General features: G+C 57.9%; 23 protein-coding genes. 9 read left to right on the top strand and 14 right to left on the bottom strand.

Going from position 1 to position 22,765, the window contains the following annotated elements; all coding sequences use genetic code 11:
- Positions 1-9: 9 nt before the first annotated feature.
- Positions 10-282, bottom strand: coding sequence for a Rho-binding antiterminator (locus tag BA177_RS09195; protein ID WP_068615618.1), 273 nt, complete (start codon positions 280-282; stop codon positions 10-12).
- 378 nt (positions 283-660) lie between these two features.
- On the opposite strand from BA177_RS09195, the gene htpX reads away from it, so the two are divergent.
- Complete coding sequence (gene htpX / locus BA177_RS09190) at positions 661-1,551, top strand: protease HtpX (RefSeq protein ID WP_068615617.1); 891 nt, start codon at positions 661-663, stop codon at positions 1,549-1,551.
- Positions 1,552-1,567: 16 nt separating this feature from the next.
- Here htpX and BA177_RS09185 read toward each other — a convergent pair whose 3' ends face one another.
- From BA177_RS09185 to BA177_RS09170, 4 genes are all read right to left on the bottom strand, one after another.
- Complete coding sequence (locus tag BA177_RS09185; RefSeq protein ID WP_156762765.1) at positions 1,568-1,759, bottom strand: hypothetical protein; 192 nt, start codon at positions 1,757-1,759, stop codon at positions 1,568-1,570.
- Between the two features lie 387 nt (positions 1,760-2,146).
- Entirely contained in the window at positions 2,147-3,115 is a 969-nt protein-coding gene (locus BA177_RS09180; protein WP_068615614.1) for a beta-ketoacyl-ACP synthase III, read from the bottom strand.
- Positions 3,116-3,138: 23 nt separating this feature from the next.
- Positions 3,139-5,082 carry a non-ribosomal peptide synthetase gene (locus BA177_RS09175; RefSeq protein WP_068615612.1) on the bottom strand — a complete coding sequence of 648 codons (1,944 nt, stop codon included), beginning with the start codon at positions 5,080-5,082 and terminating at the stop codon, positions 3,139-3,141.
- A 5-nt stretch (positions 5,083-5,087) separates the two neighbouring features.
- A complete protein-coding gene (locus BA177_RS09170; protein ID WP_068615611.1) occupies positions 5,088-6,404 on the bottom strand; it encodes a cytochrome P450 in 1,317 nt (438 codons plus the stop codon).
- A 227-nt stretch (positions 6,405-6,631) separates the two neighbouring features.
- On the opposite strand from BA177_RS09170, the gene BA177_RS09165 reads away from it, so the two are divergent.
- Positions 6,632-7,378, top strand: coding sequence for a lysophospholipid acyltransferase family protein (locus BA177_RS09165; RefSeq protein WP_068615610.1), 747 nt, complete (start codon positions 6,632-6,634; stop codon positions 7,376-7,378).
- Positions 7,375-8,127: a DUF3108 domain-containing protein gene (locus BA177_RS09160; protein ID WP_068615609.1), complete on the top strand. Its 753-nt coding sequence runs from the start codon at positions 7,375-7,377 to the stop codon at positions 8,125-8,127. The genes BA177_RS09165 and BA177_RS09160 overlap by 4 nt, the downstream gene beginning before the upstream one ends.
- A gap of 20 nt (positions 8,128-8,147) precedes the next feature.
- On the opposite strand, the gene BA177_RS09155 is transcribed toward BA177_RS09160, so the two are convergent.
- Entirely contained in the window at positions 8,148-8,573 is a 426-nt protein-coding gene (locus BA177_RS09155; RefSeq protein WP_156762764.1) for a permease prefix domain 1-containing protein, read from the bottom strand.
- A complete protein-coding gene (locus tag BA177_RS09150) occupies positions 8,566-8,904 on the bottom strand; it encodes a PadR family transcriptional regulator (RefSeq protein ID WP_068615606.1) in 339 nt (112 codons plus the stop codon). Before BA177_RS09150 ends, BA177_RS09155 begins: the two co-directional genes overlap by 8 nt.
- A gap of 159 nt (positions 8,905-9,063) precedes the next feature.
- On the opposite strand from BA177_RS09150, the gene BA177_RS09145 reads away from it, so the two are divergent.
- The gene (locus BA177_RS09145) at positions 9,064-9,666 is read left to right on the top strand and encodes an energy transducer TonB (protein ID WP_068615604.1); all 603 of its coding nucleotides are present in this window, start codon (positions 9,064-9,066) and stop codon (positions 9,664-9,666) included.
- A 125-nt stretch (positions 9,667-9,791) separates the two neighbouring features.
- On the opposite strand, the gene BA177_RS09140 is transcribed toward BA177_RS09145, so the two are convergent.
- Positions 9,792-10,388 carry a hypothetical protein gene (locus tag BA177_RS09140; protein ID WP_156762763.1) on the bottom strand — a complete coding sequence of 199 codons (597 nt, stop codon included), beginning with the start codon at positions 10,386-10,388 and terminating at the stop codon, positions 9,792-9,794.
- A gap of 530 nt (positions 10,389-10,918) precedes the next feature.
- On the opposite strand from BA177_RS09140, the gene BA177_RS09135 reads away from it, so the two are divergent.
- Genes BA177_RS09135 through BA177_RS09120 form a run of 4 tightly spaced genes read left to right on the top strand, consistent with a single transcriptional unit; the run spans position 10,919 to position 17,903 of the window.
- Positions 10,919-11,926: an efflux RND transporter periplasmic adaptor subunit gene (locus BA177_RS09135; RefSeq protein WP_068615600.1), complete on the top strand. Its 1,008-nt coding sequence runs from the start codon at positions 10,919-10,921 to the stop codon at positions 11,924-11,926.
- The gene (locus BA177_RS09130) at positions 11,923-15,069 is read left to right on the top strand and encodes an efflux RND transporter permease subunit (RefSeq protein WP_068615598.1); all 3,147 of its coding nucleotides are present in this window, start codon (positions 11,923-11,925) and stop codon (positions 15,067-15,069) included. Before BA177_RS09135 ends, BA177_RS09130 begins: the two co-directional genes overlap by 4 nt.
- A gap of 49 nt (positions 15,070-15,118) precedes the next feature.
- Positions 15,119-16,477: an NAD(P)/FAD-dependent oxidoreductase gene (locus BA177_RS09125; protein ID WP_068615596.1), complete on the top strand. Its 1,359-nt coding sequence runs from the start codon at positions 15,119-15,121 to the stop codon at positions 16,475-16,477.
- 28 nt (positions 16,478-16,505) lie between these two features.
- Positions 16,506-17,903 (top strand): M64 family metallopeptidase, encoded by a 1,398-nt coding sequence (locus BA177_RS09120; RefSeq protein WP_068615594.1) that lies wholly within the window; start codon positions 16,506-16,508, stop codon positions 17,901-17,903.
- On the opposite strand, the gene BA177_RS09115 is transcribed toward BA177_RS09120, so the two are convergent.
- Both BA177_RS09115 and BA177_RS09110 read right to left on the bottom strand, forming a co-directional pair.
- Positions 17,895-19,100 carry a winged helix-turn-helix domain-containing protein gene (locus BA177_RS09115; RefSeq protein WP_068615592.1) on the bottom strand — a complete coding sequence of 402 codons (1,206 nt, stop codon included), beginning with the start codon at positions 19,098-19,100 and terminating at the stop codon, positions 17,895-17,897. The two genes, BA177_RS09120 and BA177_RS09115, sit on opposite strands and share 9 nt — an antisense overlap.
- Entirely contained in the window at positions 19,090-19,521 is a 432-nt protein-coding gene (locus tag BA177_RS09110) for a hypothetical protein (protein ID WP_068615590.1), read from the bottom strand. The genes BA177_RS09115 and BA177_RS09110 overlap by 11 nt, the downstream gene beginning before the upstream one ends.
- 81 nt (positions 19,522-19,602) lie before the next feature.
- On the opposite strand from BA177_RS09110, the gene BA177_RS09105 reads away from it, so the two are divergent.
- The gene (locus BA177_RS09105) at positions 19,603-19,890 is read left to right on the top strand and encodes a hypothetical protein (RefSeq protein WP_068615588.1); all 288 of its coding nucleotides are present in this window, start codon (positions 19,603-19,605) and stop codon (positions 19,888-19,890) included.
- Positions 19,891-19,902: 12 nt separating this feature from the next.
- Here the strand turns inward: BA177_RS09105 and BA177_RS09100 are convergent, their stop codons facing one another.
- The 4 genes from BA177_RS09100 to BA177_RS09085 form a co-directional block, all read right to left on the bottom strand.
- Positions 19,903-20,301, bottom strand: coding sequence for a fluoride efflux transporter FluC (locus BA177_RS09100; protein ID WP_082990005.1), 399 nt, complete (start codon positions 20,299-20,301; stop codon positions 19,903-19,905).
- Between the two features lie 9 nt (positions 20,302-20,310).
- Positions 20,311-21,276, bottom strand: coding sequence for an NAD(P)H-dependent flavin oxidoreductase (locus BA177_RS09095; RefSeq protein ID WP_068615586.1), 966 nt, complete (start codon positions 21,274-21,276; stop codon positions 20,311-20,313).
- 98 nt (positions 21,277-21,374) lie between these two features.
- On the bottom strand, positions 21,375-21,794 hold the full coding sequence (locus tag BA177_RS09090) for a PaaI family thioesterase (RefSeq protein ID WP_068615584.1): 420 nt from the start codon (positions 21,792-21,794) through the stop codon (positions 21,375-21,377).
- The gene (locus BA177_RS09085) at positions 21,795-22,763 is read right to left on the bottom strand and encodes a tetratricopeptide repeat protein (protein WP_068615582.1); all 969 of its coding nucleotides are present in this window, start codon (positions 22,761-22,763) and stop codon (positions 21,795-21,797) included.
- Positions 22,764-22,765 lie beyond the last annotated feature (2 nt).

Raw genomic sequence — 22,765 nt, 5'->3', positions numbered from 1 at the left:
CGTCACAAACTATCGTTGCGGCGCGAATACAATGGGTTCACTGGTCTGCCGCCCGTCCAGTGGTTCGAGCTTGCGGATGTGATCCAGGCGAATCTCACGTTTGCCACTTGCCAGCTGGAAGACCAGCCACTCGGCGCGCTCGGGCGACGTGCGGGTTGTAAGCGGTACGCCGGTCAGACATTCGCTTTCCGTCGTGAGGCGCATTGCCAGACCACGCATGCAGGCCAGTTCAAGCTGATCATGGACGCCGCAGTCTATCGGCGTGTAGCTGTCATCGTTCATCGTCGGCATCCTGCGGCGCGTCTGCTGGCACCGTGTTGACTATGGAATTCGAACCACAGCTGAATACTAAGGTGCCGCCTGTGATATTTCTTCCTCTTTTCCGTAGCGTCAGTATTCGGAAAAGCGCCAACCGCAGTGGTTTCGGGCCCCAGCCAGACTCAATTGCGCCGTTTTCATGTTCGCCGGTAAGTGTTCCGGCGCAATGGCCGTAATGCATTTGTTAAGAATAAACCCACCCGCACCGCACTGATCCGGTGCGGCCGCGGGCTCCGGTCTGCGTCGGCACGAACAGACGGGAGGCTATTGCGACCGCAAGGCCTTGACTTCAGCCGGATTGGACATACATTCACGTGAACCTAATTGAGTGAGTGACTGCTGATGTTCAAACGCATTGCCCTGTTTCTGGCCACAAATATTGCGGTCGTCCTGGTACTTAGTATTGTGTTGCGCTTGCTCGGCGTCGACCGGATGCTGGCGGAATCCGGCTCGGACCTGAATTATCAGGCCTTGTTGATACTCTCCCTGGTCATCGGCTTCGGTGGCTCCTTCATTTCCCTGGCGATGTCCAAGTGGCTGGCCAAACGCTCTACCGGTGCGCGGGTCATCGAATCACCTGCCAACAGTACTGAATCCTGGTTGTTCAGCACGGTGCAGCGGCAAGCCCAACAAGCGGGCATCGAAATGCCGGAGATCGCAATATACGACTCCCCGCAGCCCAACGCATTTGCCACCGGTGCACGCCGTAACAGCGCTCTCGTTGCCGTCAGTTCCGGTTTGCTGACCGCCATGAAAAAGGACGAAGTTGAGGCGGTCCTTGCCCATGAAATTTCGCACGTTGCGAACGGCGACATGGTCACGCTGGCGTTGGTTCAGGGCGTGGTCAACACCTTCGTTATTTTCCTGTCACGCATAGTGGGCCACATTATCGATCGGGTTGTTTTGAAGAACGAGCGCGGCTACGGCATTGGCTATTTCGTCTCCGTGATGGTCGCCCAGGTAGTCCTGGGTATTCTGGCCAGCACCATTGTCATGTGGGTATCACGGCAACGTGAATTCCGGGCCGACGCGGGTTCCGCGCGTTTGAACGGCACGGCACCGATGATCAATGCCTTGCGCCGGCTGGATCAGGGACGCGGCAACGATTTGCCAGAGTCCCTCAGTGCGTTCGGTATTTCCGGCGGACCGCGCAGCGGGCTATTGAGCCGCTTGTTCATGAGCCACCCGCCGATAGCGGAACGGATTGCCGCGTTGCAAAACTACCGCGGCTAGTCGCCGCGCACAGCGCCTAGCTGTGGTTATAGGGGTTGTAAGCGCCGTGGGCTGGCGGTGCGCCGGGGTCGTCCAGCGTTAGCGCCAGCTCGCCTTCGTCAGCCAGCAGGTCCTGGCAACGCGCGCGAATATCCGCCAGTCGGGTCGGGATGGTGGCTTCGGACAAAGGAATGTCCGACGGCCGGTGCTTCTCGTTCAAATCTTGCATCAGTTTTTCCACCTGATTTCTTTGGCTGTCGCCAATATGCGACAGCATGCAGTGCGCAGTATAAGTTTCGACCGGGGCGCAAAGTGTGAACTGTGTCACAGTTTGAAACCAAGAAGCTAACTAATTCAATGGTTTAGAGACAGCGCTTCAGAGCCTTTCTTTTTGCAGCCGGTAAAAAAGGCTGTCGCCTGAAGGCGACGATTCGGCCGGTTTGGCGCGCCTCAGGGGCAGGACCCTGCCCCACCGCCGGCGAGACAAAAGCGCAGCCACTGACAGAAACCTAACAGCGTGGCCCGCGCACTCTGCAGCGCGCTCCGGCCGCCCCGCCTGAGACCGACCGGCAGCGCCTGAGAATGGCGCTGACTGCCCGTCACGTCCGCGAGACCGCTAGTAACGGACGAGCCCGGAGCCCCAGGTAAAGCCGGCACCGAAGCCTTCAAACAGCAACAGGTCGCCGCGTTGAATACGGCCGTCACGAACCGCGACATCGAGTGCCAAAGGTATGGAGGCGCTGGAGGTGTTGGCGTGCTTGTCGACCGTGACCACGACCCGCTCCATGGGCAGCTCCAGTTTTTTGGCCGCGGCACTGATGATGCGCATGTTGGCTTGATGCGGCACGAGCCAGGTAACGTCTTTCTTGTCGATGCCGTGACTGGCGAGCGTTTCACGTGCCATCGTATCGAGAGTACTCACTGCCTTTTTGAATACCTCGTTGCCCCGCATCTGAATGAAGGCGGCTTCCGCACGGACCTGATCGTAACCTGCCGATATGCCACTCGGAACGTGCAACGAATCTTCGAAACGGCCATCCGCATGACAGTGCGTACAGATGACGCCGGGTTCCTCACTGGCACGCAAGACTACGGCACCTGCTCCGTCGCCGAACAGCACGCAGGTCGACCGGTCTTCCCAGTTGAGTATTCGCGAATAAGTATCAGCGCCCACCACCAGTACGCATTTCGCGCCACCGGTCCGCACAAAACGATCGGCCACATCCAGCGCGTAGATGAAACCGGCGCACGCGGCATGAATGTCAAAGGCGGGGCAATCTCTGATGCCGAGGCGCTGTTGCAGCAGGCACGCGGTGCTGGGAAAAACCTTGTCTGGCGTAGTCGTGGCCAACACAATAAGGTCCACTTCATCGGCCGCGACACCGGCACTCTCGAGCGCGGCTTTAGCCGCTTCGAACGCCAGGTCGGAGGTGGTTTCGCCGTCGGCGGCAATGTGTCGTTGCTTGATCCCGGTCCGGTCCTGAATCCATTGGTCGGAGGTATCGACCAGTGCTTCGAATTCCTGGTTCATCATCACCCTTTTGGGCAAATAGGAACCGGTACCGGCGATGGCTGAATAAGGCATAGTTGTTGGTGTTTCCTGAAGGCTCAGCGTTGCAAGAACTGCGCAAGCTCGCGAATAGTGGGGTAATCAAAAAGGTCGTTGATATCGACCTTGCCGGGGTATTTTTCATCAACCGCGAGCATGATTTCGGTGAGCGTCAATGAGCTGATGCCAACCTCGAAAAGATTGTCGTCCGGCCCGACCACTTTGTCCCTGGAAAACTCGGCGCATATCCCGAGTATTTCACGGACCAATGGATCTTCATCAGCATCCGGCTCCGCAGGCGCCAGCTTTTTCTGTGCGGCGATTTGTTCCGCGAACGCACCGTCCAGGAATTCCTGCGCGAGCAATCGGCGCTGAATTTTGCCACTCGTGGTCTTGGGGATACGGGAAACGGGCAGAACGTAATCGACCTCGATACCGATCTGACGGCCGACGATACTGCGCACCTGTTCCGCAATGGTGGCGAACGATTCGGCATCTTTCCGATGCAGGATGAAAACGATGAGTTGCTCAACCTGGCTGTTGGCAGGTAAGGCTCCACAGGCCACAACTTTGCCGATGTCGAGATCGTCGAGTGTCGCCACGACCTCTTCGATATCGTGCGGCAGGTAGTTTTGGCCGTTAACAATGATGATTTCTTTGTGCCGGCCGGTAATCAGCAACTGGCCGTCCGCCATCGCACCACAGTCGCCAGTCCGCAGCCAGCCATCCGGGGTGTGGATGCCTGCTGTATCGTCCTTGTCGCCGAAAATTCCGCCGGTAATATTCGGGCCACGCAAGTGGATATGGCCTACATAGCCCTCCGGCAATGCGAGGTCGGCATCGTCCGCAATGCGCAACTCGCAGCCCTCGACGATACCGCCGTGTTTGACCAGCTTGACGGCGTTTTCCGAGTCAGCGTCCGCGCCCGTGAGTTCCACGTACGGCTTACCTATGCGGAGACTGTGTCGATCAACAGTGATCCAGGAATAACGATTGCCCAGCTCCGGTATGGCGACTGCCAGCGTGGCTTCCGCAAGACCGTACACCGGTAACATGGCTTCACGTCGCAGCCCGTGCGGTTCGAGTGCGTCGAGGAACTCGTCGCACAGCGCCACCGAAATCGGTTCTGCGCCATTCAGCAGCAGGCGGACCTTCGACAGATCGATATCGCCAGGACCTTTCCGTTCGAACACTTTCAGGTAATGCTTGTAACCAAAATTCGGCGAGCAGAGCACCGTCGAGCCGAGTTCACTCACCTTTTGCAGCCAGAGCAATGGCCGCCTTACGAACACACTTGTATCCATAATCGCGTGATTCATGTTCGCCGTAATCATGGATACGTGATAGCCAATCAGGCCCATGTCGTGCGTCAACGGCATCCAGCTCAACGAGCGCTCGTTTTCATTCAGTGACAAGCTGTTGATGATGTCGCGAGTATTGCTGCACAGATTCCGATGGGTCAGGCAAACGCCTTTCGGGTCGCTGGTTGAACCCGACGAATACTGGATAAACGCCAGGTCATCCTCTGTTGGCGTATGCACTGCGCCCTCGCCTGTGTAATCGAGTTCGTCACTGGAGACGCTGCGTTCGGCGAGTAGTTGCAGTATGTCGTCGAGTTTCTGTTCAGTTGCGAATGTTCGCAGTCGCTCCTGCAAATTGTCGTTGCTGAAAATTGAGGGATTGCGCAACTGACGCAGGATTTTGAACAACTTCATTCGATGTTCGTCGCTGATACCTACAGCGACCGGAACGGGAATGAGGCCGCCGAGGATGGCCGCCCAAAATGCGATGAGAAACTGCTCGTTGCTGTCAGTGAAGATGACCAGCTCGTCGCCGGCGCTGAATCCGCGGTCCTGCAGCGACTTGAGACAACCGAGCGCACTATCAACGAGCTCGCTGAAGGACACGCTGTGTTCCGGATTATCGCTATCGATGAAATTCAGGCGATGCGTACTAGCGCGACGGGCGAGCAGCATCTCGCTGAGCGTGGAAAATTGAGTCATTCGATTCAGTGCCGAAGTTCGGGTTTGAGTTGGATGTCGCTCAGTGAGCGCAAATTGATACCCAGGTCGAGCCCGGGATGTTGTTCGGTTACCGGCAACAGCCGGAATTGCTGTGACAGCATACCGAGATGAATTTTCATTTCCAGAAATGAGAAGTATTCACCGAGACAACGACGCGGGCCGAGGGAAAACGGAAAGAATGGCCGATCACCTTTCTGGTATGGCCCGTCGGGGCCGAACCGTTCCGGTTTGAAACTGTCAGGGTCGCTCCAGAACTCACTGCTGCGCTGCAGAATAAACGGCGAAAGGTAGACATCCGCATTGGCCGGTATGGCATAGCCTTCAATCTCGTCGCTCTCCAGTGAACGACGGGAAAACAGCCAGACCGGCGGGTAAAGCCGCAAAGTTTCATCCAGCACCTGTTGCGACCAGTTCAAGCCGGTCAGTGCCGGGTCGTCCGCGGCACCTTCGAAAGCCGTGCCGTACGCGGCGGCTTCCGCCTGCAGCTTGTCGGCCGCCTCGGGGTGGTGCGCCAGTAAGTACCACGCCCAGTTCAGGGTACCGGCAGAGGTTTCGTAGCCTGCAACGATCAAAGTCATGAGTTCATCAAGCAGCTCGCGGTCGCTGAAGGCCTGACCTTGCTTATCGACCGCGGTCAGGTACATCGACAGAAAATCGTAACTGTTGCTCGCATGGCCGGCGCGTCGACTGGCGATGATGTCGAGCAATAGTTCACGGAGTTGCCGCAGCTTCAGTACCACTGACAGATCCCGGGTCGCGTCCTGGCTAAGAAATGCAAAGGGGTTTTCGCCGCCGCTCAGGATACGCGTTTCATAATCGTCGCTGAAAATCGCTCGCAAAATGAGTTCCAGCGCGAAATCGCTCATTTCCTGGGTAACGTTGAGCACCTCTCCCGCGGCCGCCACTGACTGCCAGGCAGCCAGCTTGTGTTTCGTGCAGTCGATCATCAGCGCTTCCAGCTGGTGCACGTTCTGGCGACTGAAAGCCGGCTGGATCATGGTCCGCGAACGGCGCCAAACGTCACCGTCACTGACTATCAGTCCGTTGCCGAGCAGCATTTCAACGCGCTCAAACCCCCGCCCTTTGCGGTATTTGGGGTGATGCCGGACTAACAGGCGGCGCACGCAGGCCGGGTCGTTGATAAACATGCCGCGGCGGTCGCCGGGCGCCTCGAATTCCACCACATTGCCGTAACGGGCCTGCAAATCCCGCAGGGTTTTCAGTGACGCCGGTTCAACGTTAATTGAAACGACGCCCTCCGGGCCCGGTGCCTGTTGGCTGTTGCTGTTAGCTAAGTTCATGATCAATCGGGATTTTAGGCAGACAGTCCGGCAAATTGAGGCGCATTATTACATTGACCGGGCTGATCCGCATACTGCAAACTCGCGCGCACCGCCGCTGTGATGCGAATGCCGGCCTGGCGCGGTTCATCCGATATTCATCGTGTCTGCGTTAGGCTCTCATTCAATCATCGCCGCAAACCGACTTTCAGCCGCCTTTGCGAAGACCCGGAATCAACCCGTCGCCTATGAGCAATCAAACCCAACCTGAAGACCTTGAAGCACGCCGCAGCGCGGCTTCCAGACGCCGTATGACACTGTTGCGGCGGTTCTACTACTGGGTAGGCATGCCGGTGCTAAAAGGCGTCAGCTGGCTGCTGTGGTCCACCTACCGCAAGCAATACGTCATCGGTGCCGACACGCTGGAGCGATTGCTCAGCAGCGAGTCGATCTGCGCGCCGGTGTACTGGCATCAGCACACGTTTATTTGCCTGAACATGATGCGGGAATGGCTGCAACGGGGGTTCAAAGCGGGTTTCATAATTACGGCCTCCGTTGACGGCGAAGTACCGTCACGCGTGGCGCATTCCTGGGGTGCCACCGTGGTCCGTGGCTCGGCGAAACACACGAACGCACTGGCCATGCGTGATATCCAGCAAGCCATGAAACGTGGCGTCTCCATTGTGAGCGCCGCCGACGGACCGTTGGGCCCGATCTACGAATTCAAGACGGGGGTGGTATTGATGGCACGCATCGGCAATGCCCCTCTTGTACCGATATCCTGCGCAGCCGATCGTGCGTGGTATTTGCGTCGGTGGGACAATTTTCTGTTACCAAAGCCGTTTGCGAAGGTTGTGCTTGCGGTTGGCGAACCCATGCCGATACCCCGCTCTACACCCGTGGCTGATCTCGAGCAACACCGGCAGGCAATCGAGGCGGCGACCAACGCGTTAATGCGCTCGGCTGAAGCTGCATTGAAAGGGGAATCCCAGTGATCCGATACAATCGGTTCTTAGTCCACACACTGACGAGCCTGATCGCTTTGCTGTTGACCGGCAACGCATTGTCCAATGAGGTCCTGGTACCCCACGTCGCAGAATACAAAGTGAAAATAAGCGTTCTGGGCGGCACGATGCGTACCCAGGTGTTTGACGTCGGAGATGCCTATATGGCCCGCTCCGTTATTTCGCCAACCGGGTTCGCGAGTATGTTCATGGACGGGAGCATCGTTGAGCAGTCGGAGTTTGTGGTGGATGAAGACGTGTTGCGGCCGCGGCATTACGAGTCCATCGACACGCTGTCCAAAGAGAAGACGACGATCAGCTTCGACTTTGATTGGCAGGACCGGAAAGTCACCGGTGTGATCAACGAGCAGGATTTCGCGTTCACCATCGGCGGCTTACTGCACGACCGTGTTTCGATTCAATACCAGTTGATGCAGAACTTGCGCAATGGCAAGGACGCAGGCCAGTACGCGATGCTCGACGGGGATGAACTCAAGCGCTTGAAAGTCACCAATATCGGCACCCGCCGTATCAAGGTTCCGTTCGGCCGTTTCGACGCCGTTGGGATCCAGCACCAGGCGGACGACTCATCGCGGGTCAGCACCCTCTGGTGCGTCCGCGAACTCGGTTACTTGCCGATCGTGATTGAGCAGCACAAAGACGGAAAACTGCGCGTTCAGGCCGTGCTGACGGACTATCGTGAGCTGCCTGCAGCAACCGACGTCAATGCCGCAAAATGATGATCGAGTGTGACGGCGACTCAGCTTAGCTGTATCGAGAGCTGCAGGAATCCCAGCAATATGGCAGTAAAGGCCGCGCTTGCGAGCATGGCGAAAGCCCAGCGCATCACGACGGACGCATGTTGCCAGCCGGCGATGACCGGTGTCACCGGCAGCACAGCCAGGCAAGCAACCGGTAACAGGCAGCGGGCAAGAGCCGGATAACGATAAGGCCACGCGCGCAATTTCGGGGCCTTTGCAAACAGTTGGCCAAGCACGGAAAGATCGCCCAGCTGCCGGCTGGCTTCAGCCCTTGCGGCAACCGCGTCCAGGCCCCGGCTCTGCAAGTCCTCCACCAGATCAGCGTAATGATCTTTGAGTTCAGCCACTGACCGCTCGGCGTGCCGACGGCCGATGCCTGCTGCCTGCAGTTGCACCGACAAGCGCTGAAAATCGGGGTCATGCATGAGCGCCGCCCTCCAGAACTGCACTGATTCCCCCCTGCACGCGCTGCCATTCCTGCTGCAATTGCTCGAGGCGCTTGCTGCCGTTGTGGGTCAAAGAGTAATAAACACGAGTGCGGCCATCCACGGCTTTGCGACGGGCCTGCAATGCGCCGTCCCGTTCCAGACCGTGTAACACCGGGTAGATTACGCCCTCGCCCAGCTTGATGGCCTCATCGGTGACCTGGCGAATAGAGCGCACCAGCTCGTAGCCGTACATCTCGCGCTGCGCGAGCAGCCGCAACAACAGGAGTTCGGGGACGCCACTCATGAACGGTGGGTTGGTCTTGGCCATGGTTCTGCCCTGCCCGCCAGTGATCCTCCGGAGAATGCCTCGAGATTCAAGGTATGTCAATATATACATTGCCATTCAAGGTATCTACACTATACCTGTAACTGATAGGTATCTCGGCGGGAAGCACGGCTGGACAGTCACTGTTCTGAGGGCCCTGACATGATTAACCGATACGTAGCCGCTACACCGCCCGGCGTCATCATTGCCGCGAGTTTGTTACTGCTCATGCAGCAGTTGATCAAATCGGGCAACGACGTACTGATACCCACCACAGGTCGACTGCCGACGATATTTCACGACGTCACAGTGCCACCGCCGCCGCCGCAACAGAGGGACTCAACGCCGCCGGAACGTATTGTCTTGCCCCTGCCGACACCGACCGGCACTCCGGCACTTACCGCCGACCCGAAGACAGAACGGGTAACCGTCCCAACACCCAGGACTCTACCGCCAACACAAACATCGCTCACCGAGCTGCCGGAATGGACTGAGAGTTCACTTGTCAGCCTGGTTCGGATTGAACCGGTCTATCCGCAACGAGCGGCAAATCAGCGCATCGAGGGGACAGTGGTCGTGAGCTTCGACGTGGGCGCTGACGGCCTGGTCAGTGACCCCGTCATCGTGAGTTCCAGTCACCCGGTATTTAACAATGCGGCGTTAAGCGCTGTTGCGAAGTTCCGTTACCAGCCACGGGTCATCGATGGCACACCGGTCCCCACGAGCGGCGTGCAGACCTTGTTCCGCTTCGAACTAAAGGACTGAGGTACGGCGACCATCAGCAAGGTCGCGCGACAACACACTGAGCAGTTTGGGAGTGAGTCCGGTCAACCTAGTCTCCCGCCGGGTCCGCACCGGGTTCACTCCCCTTTTTTGCCTGCTGCCTTGCTTCAGGTGGTTCTGGCGAACGTCTGCACAACCGTTGCGGATTCATTGTTGCGGCCGCGGAACGTCACTTCCCGGACAAGCTTCTCGCGGTCACTGGACAGACTGTAGCGCTCACTGATTTTCATACCGTAGCGGTCAAGTGTTTCCACGACGTAATCAGGCCCGTCCCAGCCGGAAACACGCTGCGCTTCTGCCTGGCCCACACTGATCCGGCGCATTTCGCCAAAACGGTATTCTTCAACAATGGCCCTGTTAAAGCTGATGAACAGCGCCGAAGGTGTCTGGGTGATCTTTAAGGCATCGGCGTTCTCAAAGAACACGTAAGTCAGCCCCCCTTGCGCTCGGCTGCTGCCACCGCTGCGGGAGCGCCCCTGACGCGGTGGCGCCATGATTCGGTCGTCGCGAACTCCATCGGTTTGCCGTATTGCGCGATTCAGTTCGCGGGCAATCGCCGCCGAGTCTCCTTCCAGGACCCAGTTGCCGGCGAGACTGACTGTGGATTGATTGGCTGACGCGTAAGGCTCAAGAACTTCACGATTGCCGCAAGCGCTCAGCGCAAGCAGCAGCAATGCCAGGCCCAATGTTTTTGTTAGTTGCATGTCAACAATTCCGGCAATTCGGTGCAGCCGCTCAGGCTGCACGGGATGGCATCAGCATACGCAATCCGCGCTCACTAGCAAAACCATGGCAGGATCGTGTCGTGGTCTGAACACTGGCCGCAAGTGACTTGATTGACCGCGCTTGTCGGCCGCGCAGGTGCGGCTTGCAGTGCGGCGCAGAGCCTTGCCCTGTTGTGGCGGTATGGATGGCCGCGGGGTTTGCAGCAGCCCGTTCATGCAGGATTTGCCAGCAGCCAGAGTTGCGAGGTCTCGCGGGTTGCCGGACAGCCAACGTTGACCCAAACGGAAACAACCCCCAAGCCACGCCCGACATTCTGGCCGCTACACGTAGCCCGCTCATGTTTTTTCATTTCTCAACAAGCACCGAGCGGCTGTTGACAGTATCTAGCGACGATTGGCCCGGTTATAATGCAGTGCAACAAAGCACACCTCCCGCAACAATCTTTCTGAAAACAGGTTACGGGCCCCGGGTTGCGGGACCCTGTGCCTCTCTGCCAAAGAAAAAAACAATGAAGTTGCTGACTCGCCTGATCCTGCTCTCTGCCTTCTTACATTCGACCCTGACAGCCGCGGCTATACCGGTGACGGTTGGTCCGCTTGCGGAACAACTCCTGGACCTTGAAGTCCGCGCGCCCGCGATGGTTGTACCGGCTAACCAAGCAGTGATAACGGCGCAGGTTACGGGGCTGATAGAGGCTGTCGAGCAGGATGTCGGCGCATCCGTAAAGCAAGGTGATGTCCTGATCCGGCTCGATAGTGATGATGCGCAACTGGCATTGGACCGGGCCCGAGCCGAGTTGCAGGCACTCGACGCGCAGATTGAACAGGCGGCGGCTCGCTTAAAACGCGGCGAGGACCTCATCGAAAGCAGTTTCATCTCTGACGATGATCTCCTCGACCGACGGACGACACTGGCGGTGCTCCGGGCCAACCGCGCCGCACAGGAACTGGGCATTCGCAGTGCCCAACTTGCGTTGTCTCGTACCCGTATCAGTGCGCCTTATGACGCCACTGTCGTTGCGCGCGCCGCGCAGGTGGGCAGCCTCGCACAACCCGGAACGCCGTTACTGACGCTGGTCCAAACCAGTGCACGCGAAGTCGACGCAGACATTGATCCCCGTTACGCCGCCGACCTGCCGAACGCGCAAGACCTGCGCCTCGAAAGTCAGGGCCGGTCGTGGCCACTCGGTTTGGCACGACTGGCTGGCGTTATCGATGCCGCGGCGCGCACGCAAAAAGGCCGTTTCAGTTTTGCCGGGCCTCCTGCGGCCATTGGCACCAGCGGTGAAGTCGTGTGGAAAGTGGCGACCGGCTTGTTGCCCGTTCCCTTGATCGTGCAGCGCGATGGTCAGCTCGGCGTCTTTGTCGCGGATGGCACCACTGCACGTTTTGTCGCGCTACCTGATGCCCAAGAAGGCCGTCCTGCCAGCGCCGATTTACCACCGGCAACCTTGCTGGTGATTCGTGGTCAATCGAGGCTGCAGGACGGCGATAAACTGCAGATCGATCGCCTATGAAATTCATGCGAACGCTGCTGACCAATCACCCACTGGTCAATATCCTGTTCGGCGTGGTGCTGGTACTCGGCGCCCTGTCGTATTCGCAGATGCCGCGCGAGCAGGACCCGGAAATCAATTTCAACTTCGTCAGCATCAACACTGTTTTACCCGGCGCGACAGCGGCCGACGTCGAGCAGCTGGTTACCAGTCCGCTCGAAGATGCGCTGCGCAACGTGCAGGACATTCGCTTCGTCTCCAGCAGTTCCCGGGACAACGTATCAAATATTCTTGTGCGCTTTCGCGAACTCTCCGAACGCGAGTTCGACAAGCGGGTTACGGACCTTCGGCGAGAAATTCAGAGTAAGACCAACGACGAATTGCCAGGGGATGTTGAAGACCCCTACGTAATGGAAATTACCACCTCGAACGGCTTCCCTACAGCAAGTGTTGTGTTACTCGGGCAAGCCGACGACGAACGTTTGCGGCAACAGGCAAAACTGGTCAAAGAAGAGATCGAACGGCTCAAGGGTGTGGACCGTGTCAGCGCGTTTGGATTCAATGAGCCGGAACTGCAGATTGAAGTCGACCCGGTAAAGCTGGCGGCCAACGGCATAACCGCGGCGGACCTGGCTGATCAAGTTCGGGCTTCCTTTCAGGATGTGTCCGCGGGCAAGATCGACGTCGACAGCGAAGCCTGGTTAGTTCGGGTAGAAGGCAAGACTACCGATCCGGAAGAGCTTGCGAACTTTCTGATAGCACCACTCAGCGAACCGCAAAGCAAAATCCCACTGGATCGTGTTGCGACGGTCCGGCGTGGCCGACAGGAAGCGCAACAAGCGGTTAGTTTCAATAACCGCCCTGCAATCTTCATGTCCGTCACCAAAGTCGGCTTCACCAACACACTGGAGCTCGTTGATCGCATCAACGCCTATGTGAACGACAAGAACGAAGTGCTTGCCGCCAACGGTATGGAATTGATCCTGTCGGATGACCAAACGGTGCAGACCCGTTCGGCGCTCGACGTCATGCAACGCAATGCAGGCCTCGGTCTGTTTCTCGTGTTGGGTGTTTGCTGGCTCTTCCTGGGTATGCGCATCGCCCTCTTCGTTACCATGGGGATCGGCTTTTCCATCGCCGGCACGTTCTGGTTGTTGAACGTGATGGGTAGCACCCTCAATGTGTCGGTGCTGCTCGGTATCGTCATTGTTCTGGGTATGCTGGTCGATGATGCGGTGGTCGTGGTCGAAGCGCTCTACTACCGATTGCAGCGCGGCCAGGAAGCGGTATCGGCTGCCCTGGACTCCTTGGCGGAAGTCGGTAAACCGGTTACGTCTGCAGTGTTGACCTCGATTTCGGCGTTCGCACCCCTGATGTTGTTGCCGGGAATTCTCGGTGACTTCATGCAGGTTATTCCGCTGGTCGTTACCGTCGGATTGTTGGTCAGCCTGATAGAAGCGTTCTGGATACTGCCGTCGCACGTCATTGCAACCGCACCAAAGAAAGTAACCTACAAGGAAACGCTGACACACTGGCGAGGTCGTTGGACCCACCTTATCCGCACTCGCTATACCCGCGCACTTGCCTATGTATTTCGCCGGCCCGTCCGCTTTTTCGTTGGCAGCGCCGCGGCATTTTTTCTGTCGATTGCGGCGGTTGGTACGGGCATGGTCAAAGTTGAGTTCTTCACTTTTGACCCGATCCGGATGTTTTACATCAATGTGGATATGCCACCGGATGCACCACTGGAGAAAACGCTCGAGCAGACGGTGCGTGTCGAAACTCGCGTGCGCACGCTGCTAAGGGACGAGGAAATTCGCGCCGTAACCAGCATGGCGGGTATCAAGTTCACCGATTCCGAAGCATTGTTCGGCGATCAGTACGGACAGATTCAGGTATCACTGCAACCGCGGGCAAACGGCGGTCGCTCAGTGCGGGAAGTGGTTGACTCGGTGCGGGATATCGCAATCAATACGCCGGGTGACTCAGAGATTACGTTCTTTGAACTGACCGGCGGGCCACCGGCGGCGAAGGACGTCAGTGTCAAGGTTCGCAGCGACGACTTCGACGAACTGCGGGCGGCAACAGAAGCGGTGAAGGCTATTGTGGAAGCGATTCCGGGCGCATCGAATGTTGCGGACAACGACGTACCTGGCCGTTACGAACTAACGCTGGACCTGGACGAGCCAGCAATCCGTGAAGCGGGCCTGACGCCCGGCACTGTCGCTCGCCTGGTTCGTTTGCATCTGGACGGCGAAATCGTTTCCTTCACTCGTGGTGCCGGTGAAAAAATTGAGCTGCGCGTCCGCGGGCCCCGGCGTACCGTCAGCGATGTGCGTGCGATCCTCGATGACCCGATCGCGTTGCCAGCCGGTGGCAATACAACGCTGGGTGCGCTGACCCATACGCGGACCGCGCGCAGCAGCGGCACCGTTCGGCATTATCAATACCGCCGCTCGATTACGGTCGAAGCGGATCTGGCACCCGGCACCACCAATACAGTCGACGCCACGAATTTCATCCGTGATGAATGGGCCAGGATCCGCCTGGGCTTTCCAACGTCCGACCTCGAGTTTGGCGGTGCATTTGACGACATTCAGGAGAGCCTGGATGCAATGTTGTTCCTGTTGCTGTTTGGTCTTGGACTTATCTACCTGATCCTCGCCACCCAGTTCCGCAGCTATTTCCAGCCGATGTTGATTTTGGTCACGGTGCCAATGGCGTTTATTGGTGTGGTATTCGGCCTGTTCGTCACCAACAACCCGCTCAGCCTGTACACGCTCTATGGCGTTGTTGCTCTGACCGGTATCGCGGTCAATGCGGCAATCGTGCTTATCGATGCTGCGAATACCCGTATCAATGACGGCATGCGTCCCTTGCACGCCATTATTTACGCATCGCGGCGACGGATTGTGCCGATCCTGATGACGACCTTGACCACGATAGCGGGCCTGTTTTCGCTTGCGACCGGTCTGGGTGGCAAGTCTCTGTTGTGGGGCCCGGTAGCCACCAGCATGGTGTTTGGACTGGCCGTGGCAACAGTGATGACCCTCTTTTTGATGCCGATTCTGTTCCGCGCGTTCATGCGCTTGCGCGGCCACCGGATAAGAGCCGGTTTGCAGCACGCGTTGAAACAACTGCGGGGCAAGGTAGTATCGGGCTGAGCAGTTGGACGGCAAGACCTTTCTTTCAGCATAGACAGCAAGGCGACTAATGGATTCGAACAGCGTCTCGTACAAGGTATCGTCCACCTGGGAACGCCCAGCTGATCCACCGCACTCGCTACCCGCCGATGCGGACATCGTGATTATTGGTGGCGGTATCGTTGGTGTGTCCACCGCATGGTTCCTCGCGCGTCAGGGCGTTCGCGTGGTCCTGTGCGAGAAAGGCCACATTGCCGGCGAACAATCCGGGCGTAACTGGGGCTGGGTACGGCAACAGGGTCGCGATCCCAGAGAGCTGCCAATGATGATGGAAAGCCGTCGTATCTGGCTGGACCTGGAAGAACAGATCGGCGAAGAAGTTGGACTCAAGCAATGCGGTTGCCTGTTCATGGCCCGGAACGCCGAACAACTAGAAGAGCTCGAGTCCTGGTTACCCATAGCCAAAGAACACGGCCTTGATACCCGCATCATCAGTGGCTCCACACTGGATGAGCAGGTAAGTTACGCATCCCAACAATGGCGCGGCGCTATTTATACGGCGTCCGACTGCCGTGCAGAACCGCACAAGGCGGCACCAGCCATTGCCAGAGGCGCCGTTCGGGAAGGCGCTACGGTGCTAACTCACTGCGCCGTTCGTGGCATAGAGAGCGAAGCCGGCGCGGTATCGGCCGTGGTCACCGAACACGGCAGAATCCGCACGCGGGTCGTATTGTGTGCGGCCGGTGCCTGGACCAGCATGTTCTGCCGCTCGCTGGGCATTTCCGTTCCGCAGCTACGGGTCCGCGGCACCGTCGCCCGCACAGCACCGGCACCCGAGTTACTGCAAGGCTGCATGTTTGACGAAAAGATCGGTATCCGCCGCCGGCAGGATGGCGGCTATACCGTCGCCCACGGCTCCATACTCGATCACGGCATTACGCCAAGCACTCTGCGTTACGCGAGCAAGTTTATTCCGGCACTACGCCAGGAGTTCAAGGTTTTGCGCTTGTCCATCGGCCGCGATTTCTGGCAAGAACTGCGCACACCGAAACGCTGGTCACTCGACGCACCGTCGCCGTTCGAAAATACCCGGGTGCTGAACCCGGCACCAAATGCGGCCGTATTGCGGGAAATCAAAAGCAATCTGGCGGAAACGTTTCCCGCCCTGGCCGACGTAGAGCTCATTGAATCGTGGGCCGGCATGGTTGAAACCTCGCCGGACGTCGTTCCTGTGATGGGTGAAAGTGAAACGTTTCCGGGTTTTCACATAGCAACCGGATTCAGCGGCCATGGTTTTGGTATCGGCCCGGGTGCCGGCAAGACGCTTGCTGCCATGCTGACCGGTGGCCAGACTGACATCGACCTTTCCCATTTCCGCCTTGGCCGTTTTTTCGATGGCTCACCCATCGAGCCGATGAGCACGGTCTGAAGTCACCCAGCTAAGCGAGGTATCCCGCATGTGCCGAACACTGACTGCTCTGTTGCTCATGTTGCCGGTCGCGGTTTTTGCCGCTGAACCTCGCACATTGCGCGTTGATTATTACCACAGTGGTGATGTTCAAACCGAGCTATTCAGCCTGGACCGGGTCGTACGCGAACCACTGCCCTTCCCCGGCAACCCGGCGCAACCAATCGACCGTACGCAACGTGGTAAATACGAGTTCCAGATTCGCGGCGCAGACGACAAGCTATTATACAGCCGCAGTTTCAGCAGCATTTACGGCGAATGGGAAACGACCGGTGAAGCACGATCGATGTACCGTACCTTCCACGAATCCGTCCGTTTTCCCGAACCGGAGTCGGATGTCGATCTGGTCATGCGTAAGCGCGACGCGAACAATCAGTTCCGCGAAATTTGGCGGGTTCGTATTGATCCCGACGATTACCTCGTCCACGCGGAATCTGCGGCCTACCAGCCGGCCGTCGTTGCGATCCAGAACAGCGGCGACCCCGCAACCAAGGTCGACTTGCTGCTACTCGGGGACGGCTACCGTTCTGACGAGCACGCCGCATTCATTGCCAAAGCACACGAGTTAACTGAAGCACTGTTTGCCAGCAGCCCGTTTCGGGAACGCCGTGACGATTTCAATGTGTGGGCACTGGCTCCAGCGGCCGCGGAATCTGGCGTGTCCCGACCATCAACAGGCACTTATCGTGACAGTCCATTCGGCGCGACCTACGACGCGTTCCGCAGTGAGCGCTACATCCTGACGTACGACAACCGCGAAATGCGCGAAATCATTTCTTCGGCACCGTACGATTTTGTAGAAATTCTTACCAACACCGATACCTATGGCGGGGGTGGCATTTACGGACTGTACAGCACGGCGGCGGCCAACAATGAATGGGCCGACTACTTGTTCGTGCATGAGTTCGGGCATCATTTCGCCGGCTTGGCGGACGAGTATTACACCAGCTCAGTCGCCTACGAACCGCCCGAGGTCGTGATTGAACCGTACGAACCCAACGTAACCGCAACCATAGCCGATGGCCAGCTCAAGTGGCGTCACCTGACCGATAAACAAACACCGATACCCACACCTTGGCCGAAAGAAGTTTACGAACAACACTCCAACGCCTATCAGGAAAAACGTGCTGCGCTGCGCCGCGATAATGCGCCAGAGTCGGCAATGAACAAATTGTTCTCAGAAAACCGGGACTTCGAAGAGCAACTTTTTTCCGCCGCAAAATACCGCGACACGATCGGTGCGTTTGAGGGTGCAAATTACCAGGCCGCTGGTTATTACCGGTCCGAGCTGAACTGCGTCATGTTTACCCGGACGCCGGGGTTTTGCCAGGTGTGCGCGAACGCCATAGAGCAGGTAATCGACGAGTACAGCCGCGCCTCACCCTGACGCACGGACGACACGCCGCAGCGTGTCCGACAAATTGCCTTTGCGGCTGACCTTGATTTCCGGCAGCTGCAGCCAGTCGGCGATGCCACGTAATTCTCCGGCAAGCCGGACAGCCGTTTCCCGTTGCGGGATGCCGTCCTCTCCATGCGTCGCACGTACAAGCAAACACTGGGCTTTTCGATCCGCTTTAAGATCGACTCGCGCAACAATCCGGTCGTCGCACAGGAATGGCAGAACGTAATAACCCCAGCGACGCTTGCTTTCCGGCACGTAAATCTCGATGCGGTAATGAAAGTCGAACAAGCGTTTGGTACGCGGACGGTACCAAACCAGCGGATCGAACGGCGATAACAAGGCAGTGGTGCTTACACTTCGTGGCAACCTCGCGTGTTCATGCAGCCAGGCCTGCTCGGACCAACCTTCGACATTCACCGCCGTGATTACGCCCGCTTCACGTAGCTCATTCAGGCGTGGCTGGCAGTCACCGAGCTTCATTCGATAGTAATCGGCCAGATCACGACTGGTCGCTATGCCGAGTGCCTGCGCCGCTTGCGCCAGCAATTGCCGCTGCGCCTCGGCCGGGGTGCAGGTCCGTTGCGCGTGGACAGGATCGATCAATCTTTCCGGGAGGTCGTATACGCGCTGGAAGTTCGTCAGCCGACGTCGAACGGCGAGATCGCCTTTGCCAAAATGATGCTCGAGGGCCCATCGCGGGACAGATCGATGCCAGTCGCCCGCTTTGCGCCGCGGGCCGGCCACGTACGGCAGGTCGTGCGCGGTAACTGCACCCTGTTCGCGCACCTGCTGCAGGATATCGGCAAGGTATTGACGGTGATTGCGCATGCGAAACAATGGGGTGTTACTCGATTGCTGAAATGCCGCTCTGCGATGAGCCAGTAATGGCCAACTGCTAACCGGGACAATGCAGGCTTCATGCGCCCACTGCTCGGTGAAATTGCCATTGCCGTACAGCGCCCGATCGAAGGTCTCCGGCGAATAAGCCCCCAATCGTGAGTACGGAATTAACTGATGCGCAGGAACCAGCACATTCACAAAATCCAGTTGCAGGACGCCCAGCCGGTCAACAACACGTCGTACATGACCGGCATTGACCGTCGCGGGTTTGCTGCGATCGAAGCCCTGTGCGGCGATTGCTATACGACGTGCCTCCGCCGCACTGAACTGGCTACGTGGCATCCGCCGCCACTCTCGTACCGGCGTCAAGCTTCGCAAAAGCCAACGAACTCAAAGAGGCAACGGTATACACGCCGTATGCGCTCAGGCCATACCCGACGGGCACGGGAACCAACTCCAACACATACAGCCAGACCAGCAACGCCGGCACAACCAGCAACAGACGCAACAGTTCGAAACGACGTGCGAATACTCGCCCCTCGTTCATCAAGCCTATTCCAAAGAGTTGCAGCCAGAGCAGAGCACAGGGAATAACGACACTGCCGGCACCGTATTCTGCGAAGCCAATTCCGAGCGTGCCAGCAATGAGGCTGTTGATCGTGTCATTGAGCCTGTAGTATTTGCTGCCACGCCAACGGTCCCACGCCAGCTCTATGAGCATCGCCAGCACAAAAAATGGAACGGCCAGTGCAAGTAGATCCATAGCGAGCGTCAGGTATCAGTAATCGTCAGTGGATCAGGTTAAGCCGCTGGTCAGTAGCGGTCAATTGACCGGAGCTCGCCCATGAACTTCAGCTTCTACACATTGCGCCGAACCCGTTCGTACTGGCTGAGTCTTAGCCTGTTTGCGGCTGGCAACATACTGAGCGTGGTTCGCTACGTCAGAGAGTGGCAAGTAAATGCCGATGTTGCCCGGTTCATGGGCTTCCCGTTCCCGTTCTATCGCGGTTCGCTGCCGGCCGACAGCGGCCAGCTGCTGTGGACCGGTCTGTTACTGGATTTGGTATTGGCCTGGACCGTCGCCGTTAGCGCTGCATGGCTGGCACTCTTGCTGGCAGCGCGCAGAGATTGATCACACTTGACCTCAAGCGCTCAGTAGTCGAACCAGTAGTATGCCCACATAAAAGAACAGGAAACCGCCGCCGAGGGTCGCCAGCAGGTAGCCAAATGCGGTCAATAGTTCATCCCGTTGCAGCATACCGCTCACTTCGTAAACCAGCGCGGACAAGGTTGTAAAGCTTCCGCAGAACCCCACGGCCAGCAACAACCGGTGCGGTTCGTGTTCCAACGCGGTTCCGGCCACCCAGTCCGACTCCGCGAACCATTGCAGAACCACGCCCATGAACAGGCAGCCGAGCAGATTGGACAAGAAGGTGCCGAATGGCAGCCCGCCGAATCGTGACAGCAGGATTGTGAGCCCATACCGCGACATCGCACCCAGTGCGCCGCCGCCGCCGACAAACAATAGTGCTGTCAGGTTCACCAAAAATCCTCAGGGGGTACAGAGTCGCGTCGCAGTGGCTCGGTATTCGTGTTCCAGTCGATCGACCAGGTCCGCAACGCGAGGAATGTCATGCATGGTACCAACGCCCTGCCCGGCGCCCCAAATGTCGCGCCATGCTTTGGCTTTGGATGAGCCGCCACTGGCAAAATTCATTTTCTCTTTGTTGCCCTCGGGCAGTTGTTGAGGATCCAGCCCGGCATTAACGATGCTGCCCTTCAAATAGCTGCCGTGCACACCGGTGAATAACGAGGTGTAAACTATGTCCGCCGATTTGCTGCTGACGATCATTTCTTTGTAACTTGCCGGTGCATTCGCTTCCTGAGTTGCAATAAAGCGGGTTCCCATATAGGCGAGGTCAGCGCCTATCGCCTGCGCAGCAAGTATGTCGTTGCCACAGCTCATGCTGCCGGAAAGAATGACCGTACCGTCGAAGATCTCGCGTATTTCCTTGACCAGTGCGAACGGGCTGGATGTGCCTGCGTGGCCACCCGCACCCGCACAAACCGCAATAATGCCATCCACGCCCTGCGCTATCGCCTTCTCAGCATGCCGCACATTAATGACATCGTGGAAAACCAGGCCGCCATAGCTGTGCACCGCCGCCACAACATCGGCCGGTGGCCGCAGGCTGGTAATGACGATAGGCACTTTGTGCTTGACGCAAACGTCGATGTCCTGCTGCAGGCGGTCATTCGATTGATGGACAATCTGATTTACCGCGTACGGAGCAATGACCGCGCCGGGATTTGCCTCAGCATGCTCAGCCAGTTCCGTATCAATACGACTTAGCCACTCGTCAAGTTGTGGCTGCGGACGGGCGTTCAGTGCCGGGAAACTGCCAACGATTCCAGCTTTGCACTGCGCTATAACCAGTTCGGGACCAGAGACTATGAACATCGGTGCGCCGATGAGTGGCAAGCGTAGTCTGGCGGACAGACTTGAGGACAAAGACATAAAACTTTCCGTGACAAACGTTGGCTGGCTATGGCAAAAACCCGTGCATGCTAGCACAGCTCCTGCGCAACGAGCGCAACGACGCCCCGGCGCAGGCGTCAAACCAACATGAAGCTCGCATCGCACTCGGCGATCAGCGTGTTGTCACGTTTACGGCGTGCCTCGCCCTTGACCCTGACGCGACGGCGGCGTTCGTGTTCTATCCATCCCAGCAGCTCGATCGTTTCACCGACTTTGAGAGGATGCCGGTAACGTACTTCGCATCGTGCGGTATGGGCCTTGCGATTTTGCAAGTACATGACGTTGGCCATGACGTCATCAAGGGCCGTATAAATGATTCCACCGTGGACAGTGTTCTGATAGCCAACGTGATTCGCATTCGGCGTGAAGATACCGCTGCAACGGTCGTCTGCGTCGAGGGCAAACGGGATATGCAAGCCAATCGGGTTGTCGACACCGCAGGCAAAGCAGTGCCTGACCGCTTCTATCTCCTCGGCGCTGCTCGTTTGTTCAGGCATTCACGGCACCTGGCTGTCTATTGTGATGTCCACCGCCGTGCTTGCTGCCGTATCCACGGCCGCCTGACCAAACCAGTCTCCCGCTTGCGCAATGGGTTCACCGCTCAGAGATGCTCTTACAACGACCTCTACCCTTTGAAACTGCGACAGGAGCCTCCCTGGAATCATCGCATCAGCATTGCTGAGGGTCACTGTCGCGGGTAGTTCCGAAAGCTGGCGACGTGCTGCCGCAATGGGTGGTGACGGTTGTTGTGGGTCGCGCGCGATGATGAATACGCTGGTATCTGGTTTGAGATCGGCCATCGCCGCCGGCGTCACGGCAATGTTGATCGCCAGTGCCGTATCGGCGGGCACCTCTCCTCGCCATTCGGCAATGCGGCTACGCAATATGTCCTGTATCTCTGGCGGAGGCGCCTGTGCAAGCAACGTTTCCCAGCGGTCTGCCGCCAGACTCCTGTCGCCTCTTTCGACAGCCGCGATACCACCATAGAACAGTGCTTTCGGGTTGTTCGGCGCTACGCTCAATGCCTGTTCAAACAATTGTGCCGCGCGCCCGGCGACCCGGTCGCCCTCACGGAACAAAACAGCTTCTGCCAATTCGGAAATCGTATTTCCGTCGCTGCCGTCTTCCTTTGCCATTGCTTGTTCAAAGGCATTGACCGCGCGCGGGTAGTCTTGCGTTTGCATGAACGTGCGACCCAGCATCTTCCAGCCGGTAATGTCATTGGGATTTTCCTCGAGGCGCTGCTCGAGTGCGGCGACCATTTCATTGATCGATGGAGTCGCGGCCGGCCCTGAAGGTGCACCGGGTGTACCAATGAGCGTATACAAACCGCCACCGACCAGCATGACCAGCACGGCCGCTGCCGCTGAACCGATACTCAGTTTGCGTTGTTCACGGTACAACGGCCAGCAAACAAACAAGGCGCCAGCCAGTAACATGGCGGCAAAAATAATCCAGAGGGTCATGC

This window comes from Woeseia oceani (assembly GCF_001677435.1).
Taxonomy (GTDB): Bacteria; Pseudomonadota; Gammaproteobacteria; order Steroidobacterales; family Woeseiaceae; genus Woeseia; species Woeseia oceani.
The sequence above is the reverse complement of the archived record's forward strand: the minus strand, read 5'-3'. Positions and strand labels throughout refer to the sequence as shown.